Consider the following 15,558-nt stretch of genomic DNA (forward strand, 5'->3'; position numbering starts at 1 on the left):
TTCAACCGCCCGTGGAGGGTTTCACCTCGATGAACGGCCACCACCGCCCAAAGCAGGGGGGAAAGTCTCAAACCACGTGGAGACGGATAGGGTGGCCCGGTGGTGGCTGCGGGACGACGGGCCGGACGGTGGCGGGGGGCGGAGGTCGCGGCGACGGCCGGCATCTCCGTCCAGCAGGTGCGCAACTACGTCGACCTCGGCGTGCTGCCGCCGGTCGAGCGCACCCCCGCCGGCTACCGCGTCTTCACCGACGACCACGTGCGGGCGCTGGCGGTGGTCCGGCGGATGGCCGAGGGGCACGGCTGGGCGCGTACCCGGGAGGTCATGGCCGCGGTGCACCGGGGCGATCTGGCGGCGGCACTGGCGGCGCTCGACGCCGGCCACGCCGAGCTGGACCGGGAGCGGGCCGACATCCGGCGGGTGCTCGGCGCGTTCGAGACCGTGGTGACCAGCCCGGCGGCCGTCCTGCCGGCGCCCCGGCGCGGGGCCCGCATCGGCGAGGTCGCCGACCTGGTCGGCGTCCGCACCTCGCAGCTACGGCTGTGGGAGCAGCGCGGCCTGCTCCGGCCGGTCCGCGAGCGCGGCACCGGCTACCGGGTGTACGACGCGGCCGAGCTGCGCGCCGCGCAGGTCGTCGCGCTGCTGCGCCGGGGCGCGTACCCGTTCGACATCGTCGCGGCCGTGCTCGGCGAGCTGCGCACCACCGGCAGCGCCCAGCGGGTCCACGCGGAGCTGGCCAAGCGGGAGCAGGAGCTGCACCGGCGCAGCCTGCGACGACTGCGCGCCTCGGCGGCGCTCCACGACTACCTGGGGCACCGCGACCCGGCCCTGCCCGGGTGACTCAGCGCAGCACCAGCAGGTCGAGGTGGTCCACGACCGGGCCGCTCGCCCCGCCGGCCGCGGCCCGCAGCCGGGCCAGGCCGTCGGCGTACGCCTCGTCGGTGATCGACTGGAGCGGCGTGTGGGCCCGGCGGTCGAGGCGCTCGGCGAACTCGGCCAGCGACGCCGCCGTGGTCTGCGCGACGGGCTCGACGGTGCTGACGGTGAACCCGGCCGTGGCGAAGGCCGCGCGCACCCGGGCCAGGCCCGGGTAGGTATCGAGGACCCGTACCGCCTCCGGGAACCAGCGGAACAGCGTGATCCGCTGGTGGCGGCCGGGAAACGGCGAGCGGATCAGCACGGGCGCGCCCGGGCGGAGCACCCGGCGCAGCTCACGCGCCGCCGCGTCGAGGTCGGGGATGTGGTGCACCATCGTGGACAGCCACGCGGCGTCCGCCACGGAGTCGCGCAGCGGCAGGGCGACCGCGTCGCCGGCGAGCAGCGGCCGGTGGCGGGCGCGGGAGCGCATCGCCCCGGCGGGCTCCACCCCCACGACCCGGGCGCCGAACCACTCGGTGAAGGCGGCGGCCCAGGCGCCGGTGCCGGCTCCGAGGTCGAGCACCGTGGTGCCGGTACGCGGCCGCAGGTGTTGCTGCACCGCGTGCCGCCACCGGTCCAGGCCGCTGCGCGGCAGTTCCCGGGTCGCGGCGAAGGCCGCCGAGTCGGTGTCGTCGTAGGAGATCAGAGCCACGGCCATCACCTCGCCACCGTCGCCGGGAGGTCCGGGCGATCGTTCCCCGGTTCTAGTCGGTGAGCGATGCCGGAGGCAACGGCTTGTGAGCCAACCGACGCGCTGCGTCCCGCCCCGTGGGAGGCCGCCCGTCGACGCGGACCGGCGGGGCCGGGCAGGCGCCCCGCCCCGTCGGGGTCAGAGCGCCACCGCCGCCAGCACCAGCAGGGCGCAGGCCGTCTCGATCAGGCCCACCCGCATCGGCGCGACCCGGCGTCCGGCGAGCAGCACCGCCCGGGCGAGCAGCCCCGCGAAGACCACGGCGACCGGCACCGGCGCCCAGAGCGCGGCGGCGACCGCGACGACGGCGTGGTACGTCCATGACACCCACCGGTACCGGACGCTGTCCCGCTCCCGGATCATCGTCTTGACGTGCAGGACGGTGCCGACCAGGTAGCCCAGTGCCACGACCGTCACCCCGGCCACCTCGGTCCACGGCACCTCGGCGACCGTGGCGACGACGAGGCCGAGCAGGCCGCACTGCGCCACGAAGGCGAGGTCGTTGACGAACGCCCGGTCCCGGCGCCAGCGCGCGTAGCCGGCGTTGACGGCGGCGAGGGCCGCGAAGAGCGGGGCGTAGGCGAGCGTCGCGGGCCGGGCCACCAGCACCGGCGTGCCGAGCGCGACCGTGGCGAGGCCGTACCCGACGAGGTGCGGTCGTACCCGGCGGATCCGCCCGGTCTTGACCGCCTGCAACCCGAAGTACGACAGCGGGTATCCGGCGAGCGCGGCCCCGAGCAGGGGCAGGTGCAGCGGGTGCGGGCCGGTGACGGTCAGCGCCGCCAGGAAGGGCAGCAGCAGCATCGCCCACGCGCCGTGCTGCGGCGGCACCCAACCCGGCGACCGCCCCCGGCCCGGAGCGCGGCCGGGGGCGCCCGCCGTGGGCCGCCCGGCCGGGTCGACGACCGGGCGGCGACGACGGGCCGGGACGGTGCTCACGGCCGCGGCGTCACGGTGAGCAGGACGGCGGCGTCCGTGACGGCGTGCAGCGCGTGCCGCCGCGGCGGAATGACCACCAGGTCGCCGGCGTCGCCCGCCCAGGACTCGTCCCCGGCCACCAGGCGCACCTGCCCCACGAGCACCTGCAGCGTCGCCTCGCCGGGGCTGTCGTGCTCGTCGAGGGACCGGCCGCCGCGCAGGGCGAGCAGGGTCTGCCGCAGCCGGCGGTCCCGGCCCGGGTGCAGGGAACGGGCGCTGCGTCCGCTGTCGGCCTCCCGTGCGGCGGCGAGCTGTTCGTCGGCGAGGCGGGTCAGCGAGAGGGCTTCCATGGTCGTCCCTTCGTCGGTGTGGTGCGGCCCGCGGGGTGGGGACGCCGGTACGCGGCGCCCGGCACGCAAACCGGAAGATCGTCTACCGCTTTCATTTTCCAGCTTCCGTCCCGGCCGGGGTCCTGCGGCAGGGCCGATGGTCCCGGAACCGGGGACGGTCCGCGCCGCCGGACGCGGTCGGGCGGGGGTGAGCCGGCCACGCCTCCGGGATGCCTGGGAGGCTGGGCCTGGAGAACCCGGCCCGCGCCCCGAACTCCGCCGACTAGGGTGCGGGGCATGAAGGTTCGGCTGCTGGCGGCCACGGCGACCGCCGTCCTCCTCGGCACCGGCGCTCCCGTCCCCGCGGCGGCCGGCCCGGCCGGTCCCGCCGCCCTCGTGACCTCCGCGCCCGGCGTCGTCGCGTCCGCGACTCCCGCGCCCGGCGTCGTAGCGTCCCCGCCCGGCGCGGTGCCGCCCGCGCCCGGTGCCGGCTCCGCGCCCGGTGTCGCCGTGTCCGTCCCCTGCCCGAAGGCGCCCGCGCCCAGGGTCTCCCGGCCGCCCCGTCCGTCGCCGCCGCCGGCCGTGCCGCAGGAGCGGGCCGTGGGCGGCCCGGCGCTCGACACCGCCGGTCTGGTCGTCCCGGCGGGGGCCGCCCGCCCGCCGGCGGTCACCGCGACCTCGTGGCTGGTCGCCGACCTGGACACCGGCCAGGTGCTGGGCGGCTGCGGCCCGCACGAGTACGGCACCCCGGCCAGCGTGCAGAAGCTGCTGCTGGCGGCCACCATGCTGCCCCGACTCGACCCGCGGCAGGTCGTCACCGTCACCGACGGGGACATGGACATCGAACCCGGCTCCTCGGCCGTCGGGCTGGTCGCCGGCGGACGGTACCGGATCGAGACCGTCTGGCTCGGGCTGCTGCTCCAGTCCGGCAACGAGGCGGCCAACCTGCTGGCCCGCCTCGGCGGTGGGCCGGACGGGATGGCCGGTGGCGTGCGGGCGATGAACGAGGAGGCGCACCGCCTCGGCGCCCTCCAGACCCACGCGGTGACCCCCTCCGGCCTCGACGGACGAGGCCAGTTCACCAGCGCGTACGACCTGGCGCTGGTCGCCCGGGCCTGCTTCGCCGACCCGACGTTCCGCCGGTACGCGCTGACCGAGACGCACCGCATCCCCGCCCAGCCGGCGCAGCGGACCAAGGGTTTCGAGATCCAGAACGAGAACCAGCTCATCTACCGCTACCCGGGCGCGCTCGGCGGCAAGACCGGCTTCACCGACCTGGCCCGGCACACGTACGTCGGGGCGGCCCAGCGCAACGGGCGGCGGCTGGTGGTCACCTTGCTCGGTGCCGAGCCGCAGCCCGCGCGGGGCTGGGAGCAGGGCGCCGCCCTGCTCGACTGGGGCTTCTCGCTGCCCCGGGACGCCGCCGTCGGCCGGCTGGTCGAGCCGGGGGAGCTGGCCGCCTCGGCGGCCCCCTCGCCGCCCGCGCTCGCCGCCACCGGCGACCCGCGCCCGGCCGCGGCCAGCGGCCCGCTCGAGGACGGGCTGGTCGCCCGGTGGCCGGTGGCCGCGCTCGTGGCGGCGGCGGTCGGGCTGCTGGGGGCGGCGCTGCTCTGGCGCCGCCGGGCGGCCCGGCGGCGGTGAGGAAGGCCCCTTCCTGACCTCGGCGGGGGCGGGACGGATCGACAAGCGACGACGGGATCCATAGACTCCGGTCTTTCCGGCGCCATGAGCCCAGGAGGATCCCGTGTCGAGCGAACCCCGACCGCACCCCGTCCCGCCGTCGATCGAGGTGCGTCGCCGGCCGGCCCGTACGCTGTCCCGCCTCGCCGGGGTGGCCCTGGTCGCGGGCGCGCTGGTCACCGGTGGCGGCGCCGCCGCGGTCGCCGCGCCCGGCGGAGCCCCGGCCGACGCCGCCGCCGATTCCCGGGTCACGCCCGGCCCGTGCGCCTACACGCAGACGCCCGAGGACCCCGCCGCCAGGCCGGTGCCGCTGCCGCCCGACCCGAGGCGCACCCCCGACCGGGGCACCGTGCGGGTCACGCTGCGCACCAACCAGGGGCCGATCGGGCTGACCCTCGACCGGGAGGCGGCCCCCTGCACCGTGCAGAGCTTCCTGCACCTGGTGCGCCACCGCTTCTACGACCGGACCTCCTGCCACCGGCTCACCGCGTACCCGACGTTGCGGGTGCTCCAGTGCGGTGACCCGTCCGGGACCGGCTCCGGCGGTCCCGGCTACCGCTACGCCGACGAACTGCCCACCGACCTGCCGCCGGCGCCGACCGACCCGACCGGGGTGCGCCGGCTCTACGCCCGGGGCACCCTCGCCATGGCCAACGCGGGCCCCGACACCAACGGCAGCCAGTTCTTCCTGGTCCAGGGCGATTCCGCGCTGCGCCCCAACTACACCGTCTTCGGCTCGATCGACGCCGCCGGCCTGGCCACCCTGGACCGGATCGCCGCCGGCGGCATCGCCCCCACCGTCGAGGATCCCGCGCCGGTCGACGGCGCGCCCGCCCTGCCGGTGGACATCCGGCGCGCGGTCCGGCACCACCACCAGCACCGCTGAGCGCGAAGTCGGTGATCCCGCCGCCCGTGGCGTCGCCCCGGAACCCCGGGAGCGGCCCCGGGCGACCGGGGGAGTGGCGTGGCGGGCCGGAACCTCGGGCCGGCCGGGCGGGGGAGGCCGACGGCCACGCGGGCGGCGGCCGACCGGAAGTTCCGGAACGCTACCGGGAGCGCCGCCGAGGGGTGGCGGGCGCGGGACCGGCCGTCACGGCCGGCGCGGCGGGGCCGTGCTGTCCCGGACGACCAGGTTGGTGGCGAGTTCCACCCGGGGGGAGTCGATGGCCTCGCCCTGCGCCAGCCGCAGCACGGTCCGGGCGGCCAGGCGACCCATCTCCACCAGCGGCTGCCGGACGGTGGTCAGCGGCGGTGAGGCCCAGCGGGCCTCCGGCAGGTCGTCGAAGCCCACGACGCTGACGTCGTCGGGGATCCGCAACCCCCGGCGGCGTACGGCCTCGTAGACGCCGAAGGCCATCTGGTCGCTGGCCGCGAAGATCGCCGTCGGCGGGTCGTCGAGGTCGAGCAGCGCCGTCCCGGCGGCGAAGCCCGAGGCGTGGTAGAAGTCGCCGGGGTGCACCAGCCGGTCCTCCACCGGCACCCCGGCCGCCTCCAGCCCGGCCCGGTGGCCGTCCAGGCGGGCCCGGCTGCACAGCAGGTGCGTCGGCCCGGCGACGAAGCCGATCCGCCGGTGCCCGAGCGACAGCAGGTGCTCGGTCGCGGCGAGCCCGCCGGCCCAGTTGGTAGCCCCGACGGTGGGCACGTCGGTGGCGGGCACGCCGGCCGGGTCGACGACGACCACGGGCACGTTGAGGCGGCGCAGCTGCGCGTGCAGCGGCGGGCTCAGGTGCGAGGTCACGAAGATGACGCCGTCGGTGGCGCGGGCCCGCAGGTTCTGCAACCACTGCCGGGCGGCGGTCGACTGGCGGTGGATCGCGGAGACCACCGTGCCGACGCCCGCGCCGTGCCCGACGTCCTCGACCCCCCGGATGATCTCCACCGCCCAGGGGCTGTCCAGGTCGTTGAAGACCAGGTCGACCAGGCCGACGTGGCTCACCGTGCGGCTGCCGCGGCGTTGGTAACCGTGGTGGCGCAGCAGCTCCTCCACCCGCTCGCGGGTGCCGGGAGCCACGTCCGAGCGCCCGTTGAGCACCCGCGACACGGTCGGCACCGAGACCCCGGCCTCCCGCGCGATAGCGGTGATGGTGATCCTGCGCCCGTCGTCGCCGTCCACCCGCGTCTCCTTCACCGGTCGGAAGACCGACCGTACCCGTCACCACCGAAAAACGTCCGGAACGGCGGGGCCGCTCCACCGGCCCATCTTGCCCCACGATCGGGGGTTGACGACACGGCAGGTCGGTTCTAGCGTTCGGACGAGTTACGGAAGTATTCCGGAAACTTGTCGGACACCTTTCGGTCGTCGCGCCGGCGGCGACGTCCCCCACCACACCCCCACCACGAGAGGTCGATCATGACTGTACGCACGCGGCTCGCCCGGGCCGTCGCGCTCGCCGCCGCCCTGGCGCTGGCGTTGCCACTGACCGCCTGCGGCGACGGTGACTCGGCCGCCGGCCCGGACGAGATCCGCATCCTGGTGTACGGCGACGCCACCAACAAGGTCGAGAAACAGCTCGTCGAGACGTTCAACAAGACGTCGAAGATCAAGGCGGTGCTGGACACCATCCCCGGTGCCGACTACCAGACCAAGCTCCAGACCATCATCAACACCAAGCAGGCGCCGGACGTCTTCTTCAACTGGGGCGGCGGCAGCATCACCCCGTTCGTCAAGGCCGACCTGCTGCTGCCGCTGGACGACATGATCGCCAAGGAACCGGGGCTGAAGGCGAACTTCCTGCCGTCGGTCTTCAACACCGCCATGGTCGACGGCAAGGCGTACGGGGTGCCGATGCGCGGCACCCAGCCGGTGCTGCTGTTCCACAACAAGAAGGTCCTCGCCGACGCCGGGATCACCCCGCCGAAGACGTGGGACGACCTGCTGGCCGCCGTGCAGACCCTCAAGGGCAAGGGGATCACGCCGATCGCCCTCGGCGGCGGCGACCAGTGGCCGACCCAGATGTGGTACCAGTACCTCTACGACCGGGTGGCCGGCCCCGAGCTGTTCGCCAAGGCGCTCGACGGCGACAAGAGCGCCTGGGAGAGCCCGGAGAGCCGCCGCGCCCTGGAACTGCTGCGGCAACTGACCGACGCGGGTGCGTTCGGCACCAACTTCGACTCGGTCAAGTTCACCGACGGCGGCTCGCCCGCGCTGCTGGCGGGCGGCAAGGCCGGCTTCGAGCTGATGGGCTCCTGGAACTACTCGACCCACCACGACGCCAACCCGACCTTCGCCGCCGAGGGCCTCGGCTGGAGCGCCTTCCCGAGCGTCCCGGGCGGCAAGGGCGACCCGCGCAACGTGGTCGGCAACACCAACAACTTCTACTCGGTGCTGAAGAAGACCCGGCACCCGGAGGCCGTGGCCGAGTTCCTCAAGCTCCAGTACTCCGACGAGTTCGTCCAGGCGCAGCTCGCCATCGGCAACCTGCCCACCACCACCAACACCGAGAAGTTCCTCGACGGCGCCACCAACCCGGACTACCTGAAGTACCAGTTCACCCTGGTCAAGGAGGCCCCGAACTTCCAGCTCTCCTGGGACCAGGCGTACCCGCCGGCGGCGACCACGACCATCCACCAGGCCGTGCAGCAGTACTGCAACGGCCGGCTGGACGCCGCCGGCTTCATCAAGGCGATGCAGTCCCTGCAGGCGGGCTGAGCGCGACCATGTCCACCACCACCCTCGCCGCCCCCACCGCGACGGAGCAGCGACGGGCCCGACGAAGCCCGGGCGGCCCCACCCTCAGCCGCCCGGGCTTCGCCTGGGCCCTGCCCGCCACCCTGTTCTTCGGGCTCTTCGCACTCGTCCCGCTGGTCCTCGTGGTCGTGCTCAGCTTCACCAGCTGGGCGGGCCTCGGCTCCCCGGAGTACGTCGGGCTGGACAACTGGCGGCGGCTCGCCCGCGACCCCGTGATGATCAACAGCCTGTGGCTGAGCGTCCTGCTCACCGCCCTCGGCGTGCTGGTGCAGACGCCGCTGAGCCTGCTGATCGGCGTGTGGGCGGCCGGGCCGCAGCGCAACCGGGCCGTGCTGTCCGCGATCTTCTTCCTCCCGCTGCTGCTGTCGGCGACCGCCGTGTCGGTGCTGTGGCGGGCGCTGCTCGACCCGAACTTCGGCGTGCCCGGTCAGGCCCCGTGGCTGTTCGGCGACGGCAACCTCTTCGGCAGCCGCACGGGCGCGATCGCCGTGCTGGTCTTCGTCGGCAGCTGGCAGTTCATCCCGTTCCACGCGCTGATCTACCAGGGCGCGGCCCGCGCCGTACCGGCGGTGCTCTACCAGGCCGCCGAGGTCGACGGCGCCGGCCGGTGGGGACAGTTCCGCCACGTCACCCTGCCGCAGCTGCGCAACGCCATGATCACCTCGGTGGTGCTCATGGTCGTCGGTGGGCTGACCACGTTCGACACCGTGCTGATCCTCACCCAGGGCGGGCCGGGCACCGACACCACCATCACCGCCTATCACATGTACGAGCAGGCGTTCCGCAGCTTCGACTTCGGCGCCGGCGCGGCCATCGCCCTGCTCCTCGTCGTCGTCGCCACCGTCATCTCGCTGGTCGTGGTCCGGGTCTCCGGCTACGACCGGATGCGCTCCACGATGGAGGGCCTGTGAAGCGGCACCGTCCCAACTGGCTGGCCGGGCTCGGCGCCCTGGCCTGGCTCCTCCTCGTCGGCCTGCCGATCTACGTCATGCTGGCGATCACCGTGCAGACCCGCGAGGGGTACGGCCGCAACGGCCCGATCGCCCTGCCCGACACCTTCACCCTGGACAACTACACCGGCGCCTTCGACGAGGGCTTCGGCCGCTACCTGCTCAACACCCTGGTGGTGACGGCCAGCGTGGTGGCCATCGTGCTGCTGCTCGTGCCGCCGCTGGCGTACGCCATCGTGCGCAGCCGCAGCCGGCTCACCTCCGGCGTGTTCCGGCTTTTCCTGCTGGGCCTGGCGATCCCGGCGCAGGCGGTCATCGTGCCGATCTTCTACCTGATCAGCAAGGCGGGGCTCTACGACAACCTCGTCGGCGTCATCCTGCCCACCGCCGCCTTCTCCCTGCCGGTGTGCGCGCTGATCCTCAGCGGCGTCATGCGCGACATCACCCCGGACCTGTACGAGGCGATGGCCATCGACGGCGCCAGCCCCACGCGGGTCTTCGGCCAGCTGGTGCTGCCGCTGTCGCGCGGCGGGATCGCCACCATCGCGGTCTTCTCCGCCCTGCAGGCGTGGAACGGCTTCCTGTTCCCGCTGATCCTCACCCAGTCCGACTCCACCAAGGTGATCACCCTCGGCCTCTACAACTTCCAGACGCAGTACGGGATCAACATTCCCGGGCTGCTCGCCGCGGTCGTGCTGTCGATGGTGCCCGTCCTGCTCGTCTATCTGTTCGCCCGGCGGGCCCTGGTGCAGGGGCTGATGGGCGTCGGAGGAAAGTGACCGACAACGTGACCCTCGACATCGCCACCGGCACCGCGATCTGGACCGACCCGACCCTCGACCTCGCGACCCGGGTGGACGCCCTGGTCGCCGCGATGACCCTGCCGGAGAAGGTGGCCCAGCTCTACGGCGTCTGGGTCGGCGCCGCCGCCGACGGGGGAGAGGTCGCGCCGTACCAGCACGAGATGGAGGAACCGGTCGACCTGGCCGCCCTGCTGGACACGGGTCTCGGCCAGCTGACCCGCCCGTTCGGCACCGCCCCGGTCGACCCCGCGCTCGGTGCGCTGTCGCTGCTGCGGACCCAGCAGCGCGTCGCCGCCGCGAACCGGTTCGGCATCCCGGCGATGGCGCACGAGGAGTGCCTGGCCGGCTTCGCCGCCTGGGGCGCCACCGCGTACCCCGTGCCGTTGTCCTGGGGCGCCACCTTCGACCCGGAGCTGATCGGGCGGATGGCCGCCGCCATCGGCGCCGACCTGCGTCGCGTCGGGGTGCACCAGGGGCTGGCCCCGGTGCTCGACGTGGTGCGCGACGCGCGCTGGGGGCGGGTGGAGGAGACCATCGGCGAGGACCCCTACCTGGTGGGCACGATCGCCACCGCGTACGTGCGGGGCCTGGAGTCCGCGGGCGTGGTGGCGACGCTGAAGCACTTCGCCGGCTACTCCGCCTCCCGGGGCGGGCGCAACCTGGCGCCGGTGGCGATGGGCCCCCGCGAGCGCGCCGACGTGATCCTCCCGCCGTTCGAGATGGCGGTACGCGAGGGCGGCGCGCGGTCGGTGATGCACGCCTACACCGACACCGACGGGATGCCCTCGGCGGCCGACGAGGAGCTGCTGACCGGCCTGCTCCGCGACGCCTGGGGCTTCCCGGGCACCGTGGTGGCCGACTACTTCGGCGTCGCCTTCCTGCGCACCCTGCACGGGGTGGCCGGCAGCTGGGCGGAGGCGGCGGCCGTCGCCCTCGCCGCCGGCGTGGACGTCGAGCTGCCGACGGTGAAGACGTTCGGCGAGCCGCTGCGCGAGGCGCTCGCGGCCGGCGCGGTGCCGGAGGCGCTGATCGACCGGGCGGTCCGTCGGGTGCTGACGCAGAAGGCGCAGCTCGGTCTCCTCGACGCCGACTGGAGCCCGGTGCCGGCCGCGCTGGCCGGCGCCGACCTGTCCGACCCGGAGGCGCTGCGCGGCACCGTCGACCTGGACCCGCCGGCCAACCGGGCGCTGGCCCGCGAGGTCGCCGAGCGCGCCGTGGTGCTGTTGGCCAACGACGGCACCCTGCCGCTCGACCGGCCGGCCCGCATCGCGCTGGTCGGCCCGCAGGCCGAGAGCCCCACGGCGGTGCTCGGCTGCTACTCGTTCCCGGCCCACGTCGGCTCGCGGCATCCCGAGGTGCCCGTCGGCATCGCGCTGCCCACCCTGGCGGCGGCGCTGCGCGCCGAGTTCGCAGACAGCGTCGTGGTCACCGCGGCCGGCGTCTCCGTCGACGGCGACGACACCGACGGGGTGGCGGCGGCGGTCGCGGCGGCGCGGGACGCGGACGTGGTAGTCGCCGCGCTCGGCGACCGGGCGGGACTGTTCGGCCGGGGCACCAGCGGCGAGGGCTGCGACGCCGAGTCGCTGGCCCTGCCCGGGGCGCAGCAGCACCTGCTCGACGCGCTGCTGGACACCGGCACGCCCGTGGTGGTGGCGCTGCTCGCCGGGCGGCCCTACGCGCTGGGCCGGGCGGTGAGCGAGGCGGCGGCGGTCGTGCAGTCGTTCTTCCCCGGCGAGGAGGGCACCCCGGCCATCGCCGGCGTGCTCAGCGGCCGGGTCGCGCCGCAGGGGCGGCTGCCGGTCAGCGTGCCCCGGGGGCCGGGAGCGCAGCCGACCACCTACCTGTCGGCCCGGCTGGGCCAGGCCAGCGACGTCTCCAACGTCGACCCGACGCCCGCGTACGGCTTCGGGCACGGCCTGGGCTACACCACGTTCGACTGGTCGGGCCTGGTCGTCGACGAGCCGGTCGCGGCGACCGACGGTGAGCTGCGGCTGCACTTCACGGTGCGCAACACCGGCTCCCGGTGGGGCAGCGAGGTGGTGCAGGTGTACGCGCACGACCCGGTGGCCTCGGTGGTCCAGCCGGTGCAGCGCCTCGTCGGCTACCTCCGGGTGCCGCTGGAGGCGGGCGCGGCCTGCCGGATCGACCTGGCCGTGCCGGCCGACCTGTTCTCCTTCACCGGGCGCGACGGGCGGCGCGTCGTCGAGCCGGGCGAGCTGGAGCTGCGGCTCTCGGCGTCCAGCACGGACCACCGGCTCGTGGCGGCGGTCGCGCTGCGTGGTCCCGCCCGGCACGTCGACCACACCCGGCGGCTGCACCCCCGGTTCGCCGTCACGCCCTCGGCCGGCTGAGCGGTGGCCCTCACGGACCTGCCCGAGGAGCAGCTGCGGGCGTACCGGGGTCAGGTGGCACAGCCGGCGGACTTCGACCGGTTCTGGGCGGACACGATCGCCGAGGCGCGGGAGTGCGGCTGGCCGGTGCGCGCCGAGCCGGTGCCCACCGGGCTGGCCACGATCGACGTGCACGACGTGACCTTTCCCGGCTTCGCCGGGCAGCCGGTGCGGGCCTGGCTGCGGCTGCCGCGCGGCGCCGAGGCGCCCCTGCCCACCGTCGTGCAGTACGCCGGCTACGGCGGCGGCCGGGGCCACCCGCTGGAGAACCTGCTGTGGGCCTCGGCCGGCTTCGCGCACCTGCAGATGGACACCCGGGGGCAGGGCGCGGGCTGGGCCCGGGGGGACACCCCGGATCCGGCCGCCGCCGGTCCCGAGGCCCCCGGGGTGGCCACCCGTGGCGTGGCGGACCCCCGCACGTACTACTACCGGCGGTTCCTCACCGACGCGGTGCGGGCGGTGGACGCCGTCCGCACCCTGCCGGCGGTCGATCCGGCGCGGGTCGCGGTCCTCGGGCACAGCCAGGGCGGCGGCGCGGCGCTCGCCGTCGCCGCGCTGACGCCCGACCTGCGGGCCGTGGTGGCCGGCGTGCCCTTCCTGTGCGACATCCCGCGCGCGATCGTGCTCACCGACGCGCATCCGTACCGGGAGATCCGCGACTATCTGGCCGTCCACCGGCACGCCGAGGAACGGGTGCTGGCCACCCTGGCCTACGTCGACGGGGTGAACTTCGCCCGCCGGTGCCACCTGCCGGCCCGCTTCTCCGTCGCGCTGATGGACGAGATCGTGCCGCCGTCGACCGTCTTCGCCGCCGTCAACGCCTGTCGGGGGCCGACGGAGCTGTCGGTCTGGCGGTACAACGGTCACGAGGCCGGCGGGATCGACGACGACGAGGCGGCGCTGCGCTTCCTGCGCGTACACCTGTCGCCGGACCGGGCGCCCGACGGCCCGTAGCCTGATAGACAGGGGGCGTGGCCAGGCCAGTCCGGATCCGACGGCGAGCCCCGGGCGCCGCGACCGCCCGGGGGCGGGCCGTCGCGGTGGCCGTCGTGATCGTGGCGCTCGCGCCCGGCTGCACCCGGCCCGCGCCGCCGCCGTCACCACCGGCCGCGCCGTCACCGTCCGCCGCACCGACGCCGCCACCGTCCGTCCCGCCATCGTCCGCTCCGCAGACGTCGGCGTCGGCGTCGGCGCCGTCCGGGCCGGGCCTCGTCGTCCTCACCGACGTCGACCCGCGCATCCGGACCGACATCCGGTACGCCACCGCGCACAACTTCGTCGGACGGCCGGTCGCCGGCTACCCCGAACCGCTCTGCCTGCTCACCCGCCGGGCCGCCGAGGCGCTGCGCCGGGTGCAGGACGCCGCCCTCGCCCGGGGCCGCAGCCTGAAGGTGTACGACTGCTACCGCCCCCGGCGGGCCGCCGACGACTTCGTCGAGTGGGCCAGGCAGCCCGGCGAGCAGCGGATGAAGGCGGAGTTCTATCCCCGGGTGGCGAAGTCCGACCTGTTCGACGAGGGGTACGTCGGCGCACCCACCGCGCACAGCCGGGGCAGCACGCTCGACCTGACCCTGGTCGACGTGCCGACCCCCACCCAGCCCCCGTACGCCCCGGGCCAGCCCCTGGTCTCCTGCACCGCCCCCGAGGGGCAGCGGTTCGCCGACAACGGCGTCGACATGGGCACCGGCTTCGACTGCTTCGACCCGCTCGCGCACACCGACTCGCCGCGGGTCACCGGCGCGCCCCGGGACAACCGGCGGCTGCTGCGGCAGCTGATGACCGACGGCGGCTTCGTCAACTACGACCGCGAGTGGTGGCACTACCGCTACCGCGACGAACCCTGGCCGGACAACTACTTCGACCTGCCGGTGGCCCGCTCCTCGGCCGAGCCCGCGGGCGGCTGACGCTCCCGCGCCGGCGGGGGTCCGTCCCGCCTACTTGAAGGCGGCGTGGCCGGTCAGCACCTGTCCGATGATCAGCTGGTGCACCTCGGACGTGCCCTCGTAGGTGAGCACGGACTCGAGGTTGGCCGAGTGCCGGATGACCGGGTAGTCGAGGGTGATCCCGGCGGCGCCCAGGATGGCGCGGCACTCGCGGGCGATGGCGATGGCCTCCCGCACGCTGTTGAGCTTGCCCAGGCTGATCTGCCGGTGGTCGAGCGTGCCGGCGTCCTTCATCGCGCCGATCTGCAACGCCAGCAACATCCCCTTGCCCAGCTCCAGCCCCATGTCGGCGAGCTTGAGCTGGGTGGCCTGGTACGCGGCGAGCGGCTTGTCGAAGATCTGCCGGCTGCGGGCGTACGCGATCGTCGTCTCCAGGCAGTCGTGGGCCGCGCCCAGCGCCCCGAAGACGATGCCGAAGCGGGCCTCGTTGAGGCACGACAGCGGCCCGGACAGGCCGGCGGCCTCCGGCAGCATCGCGTCGGCGGGCAGCCGCACGTCGTCGAGGACGAGTTCCGAGGTCACCGAGGCGCGCAGGGAGAGCTTGCGGGTGATCTCCGGGGCGGTGAAGCCGGGGGTGCCGGCCGGGACGAGGAAGCCGCGTACGCCCTCGTCGGTGCGGGCCCACACCACGGCGACATCCGCGACGGAGCCGTTGGTGATCCACATCTTGGTGCCGTCGAGCACCCAGTCGTCGCCGTCGCGGCGGGCCCTGGTCCGCATGCCGGCCGGGTCGGAGCCGAAGTCCGGTTCGGTCAGGCCGAAGCAGCCGATCGCCTCGCCGGCGGCCATCCGGGGCAGCCACTGCTGCTTCTGCTCCTCGGAGCCGAAGCGCCAGATGGCGTACATGGCGAGCGACCCCTGCACCGAGACCAGGGAGCGCAGCCCCGAGTCGCCCGCCTCCAGTTCGAAGCAGGCCAGCCCGTACGCGACGGCGGAGGTGCCGGCGCAGCCGTAGCCGCTCAGGTGCATGCCGAGCACGCCGAGCCCGCCGAGTTCGCGGGCCAGGTCCCGCACGGGCAGGCGGCCCTGCTCGTACCAGGTCGCGATCTCCGGGCGGATCCGTCGGTCGACGAAGCCGCGCACGGCGGCCTGGAGGTCCCGGGTGTCGTCGTCGATCAGGGCGTCGACGCCGAAGTACGCGAGCGCGGACGCGGGGGTGGACAGGGTCACGTTTCCTCCCGGGGCTTGCGGGTGCGTGCCCACGCTACGCGCGCCGGCGACGTCGGGCGTGATCGGAATCGGAAGCGA

The 15,558-nt window shown here is 75.0% G+C and carries 14 protein-coding genes; 9 read left to right on the top strand and 5 right to left on the bottom strand.

Translation table 11 applies throughout. The features are described from left to right. The first annotated feature begins 102 nt into the window (after nucleotides 1-102). The gene (locus tag ACLQ22_RS16335) at nucleotides 103-840 is read left to right on the top strand and encodes a MerR family transcriptional regulator (protein WP_425693025.1); all 738 of its coding nucleotides are present in this window, start codon (nucleotides 103-105) and stop codon (nucleotides 838-840) included. Nucleotide 841: 1 nt separating this feature from the next. Here ACLQ22_RS16335 and ACLQ22_RS16340 read toward each other — a convergent pair whose 3' ends face one another. From ACLQ22_RS16340 to ACLQ22_RS16350, 3 genes are all read right to left on the bottom strand, one after another. After that, a complete protein-coding gene (locus ACLQ22_RS16340; protein ID WP_425693026.1) occupies nucleotides 842-1,570 on the bottom strand; it encodes a class I SAM-dependent methyltransferase in 729 nt (242 codons plus the stop codon). Between the two features lie 177 nt (nucleotides 1,571-1,747). Continuing rightward, entirely contained in the window at nucleotides 1,748-2,548 is an 801-nt protein-coding gene (locus tag ACLQ22_RS16345) for a YwiC-like family protein (protein ID WP_425693027.1), read from the bottom strand. Further along, nucleotides 2,545-2,877, bottom strand: coding sequence for a cupin domain-containing protein (locus tag ACLQ22_RS16350; protein ID WP_425693028.1), 333 nt, complete (start codon nucleotides 2,875-2,877; stop codon nucleotides 2,545-2,547). Before ACLQ22_RS16350 ends, ACLQ22_RS16345 begins: the two co-directional genes overlap by 4 nt. 276 nt (nucleotides 2,878-3,153) lie before the next feature. On the opposite strand from ACLQ22_RS16350, the gene ACLQ22_RS16355 reads away from it, so the two are divergent. Continuing rightward, nucleotides 3,154-4,497, top strand: coding sequence for a D-alanyl-D-alanine carboxypeptidase family protein (locus ACLQ22_RS16355; RefSeq protein ID WP_425693029.1), 1,344 nt, complete (start codon nucleotides 3,154-3,156; stop codon nucleotides 4,495-4,497). 103 nt (nucleotides 4,498-4,600) lie between these two features. After that, a complete protein-coding gene (locus ACLQ22_RS16360; RefSeq protein WP_425693030.1) occupies nucleotides 4,601-5,422 on the top strand; it encodes a peptidylprolyl isomerase in 822 nt (273 codons plus the stop codon). A 204-nt stretch (nucleotides 5,423-5,626) separates the two neighbouring features. On the opposite strand, the gene ACLQ22_RS16365 is transcribed toward ACLQ22_RS16360, so the two are convergent. Continuing rightward, the gene (locus ACLQ22_RS16365; protein WP_121398632.1) at nucleotides 5,627-6,649 is read right to left on the bottom strand and encodes a LacI family DNA-binding transcriptional regulator; all 1,023 of its coding nucleotides are present in this window, start codon (nucleotides 6,647-6,649) and stop codon (nucleotides 5,627-5,629) included. Nucleotides 6,650-6,886: 237 nt separating this feature from the next. On the opposite strand from ACLQ22_RS16365, the gene ACLQ22_RS16370 reads away from it, so the two are divergent. The 6 genes from ACLQ22_RS16370 to ACLQ22_RS16395 all read left to right on the top strand — a co-directional run bounded on the left by ACLQ22_RS16370 (nucleotide 6,887) and on the right by ACLQ22_RS16395 (nucleotide 14,271). Then, nucleotides 6,887-8,185 carry an ABC transporter substrate-binding protein gene (locus tag ACLQ22_RS16370; protein WP_425693031.1) on the top strand — a complete coding sequence of 433 codons (1,299 nt, stop codon included), beginning with the start codon at nucleotides 6,887-6,889 and terminating at the stop codon, nucleotides 8,183-8,185. A gap of 8 nt (nucleotides 8,186-8,193) precedes the next feature. Next, on the top strand, nucleotides 8,194-9,135 hold the full coding sequence (locus tag ACLQ22_RS16375) for a carbohydrate ABC transporter permease (protein WP_425693032.1): 942 nt from the start codon (nucleotides 8,194-8,196) through the stop codon (nucleotides 9,133-9,135). Next, complete coding sequence (locus ACLQ22_RS16380; protein WP_425693033.1) at nucleotides 9,132-9,953, top strand: carbohydrate ABC transporter permease; 822 nt, start codon at nucleotides 9,132-9,134, stop codon at nucleotides 9,951-9,953. The genes ACLQ22_RS16375 and ACLQ22_RS16380 overlap by 4 nt, the downstream gene beginning before the upstream one ends. Beyond that, complete coding sequence (locus ACLQ22_RS16385; RefSeq protein WP_425693034.1) at nucleotides 9,950-12,328, top strand: beta-glucosidase; 2,379 nt, start codon at nucleotides 9,950-9,952, stop codon at nucleotides 12,326-12,328. Before ACLQ22_RS16380 ends, ACLQ22_RS16385 begins: the two co-directional genes overlap by 4 nt. A 3-nt stretch (nucleotides 12,329-12,331) precedes the next feature. Then, nucleotides 12,332-13,321, top strand: a complete 990-nt coding sequence (locus tag ACLQ22_RS16390; RefSeq protein ID WP_425693035.1) for an acetylxylan esterase — start codon at nucleotides 12,332-12,334, stop codon at nucleotides 13,319-13,321. A gap of 86 nt (nucleotides 13,322-13,407) precedes the next feature. Next, on the top strand, nucleotides 13,408-14,271 hold the full coding sequence (locus ACLQ22_RS16395) for a M15 family metallopeptidase (RefSeq protein ID WP_425693059.1): 864 nt from the start codon (nucleotides 13,408-13,410) through the stop codon (nucleotides 14,269-14,271). A 30-nt stretch (nucleotides 14,272-14,301) separates the two neighbouring features. Here ACLQ22_RS16395 and ACLQ22_RS16400 read toward each other — a convergent pair whose 3' ends face one another. Beyond that, nucleotides 14,302-15,429, bottom strand: coding sequence for an acyl-CoA dehydrogenase family protein (locus ACLQ22_RS16400; RefSeq protein ID WP_425693060.1), 1,128 nt, complete (start codon nucleotides 15,427-15,429; stop codon nucleotides 14,302-14,304). Nucleotides 15,430-15,558: the final 129 nt, after the last annotated feature.

The sequence above is a fragment of the Micromonospora sp. DT178 genome (genome assembly GCF_049841695.1).
In the GTDB taxonomy this organism is placed as follows: domain Bacteria; phylum Actinomycetota; class Actinomycetes; order Mycobacteriales; family Micromonosporaceae; genus Micromonospora.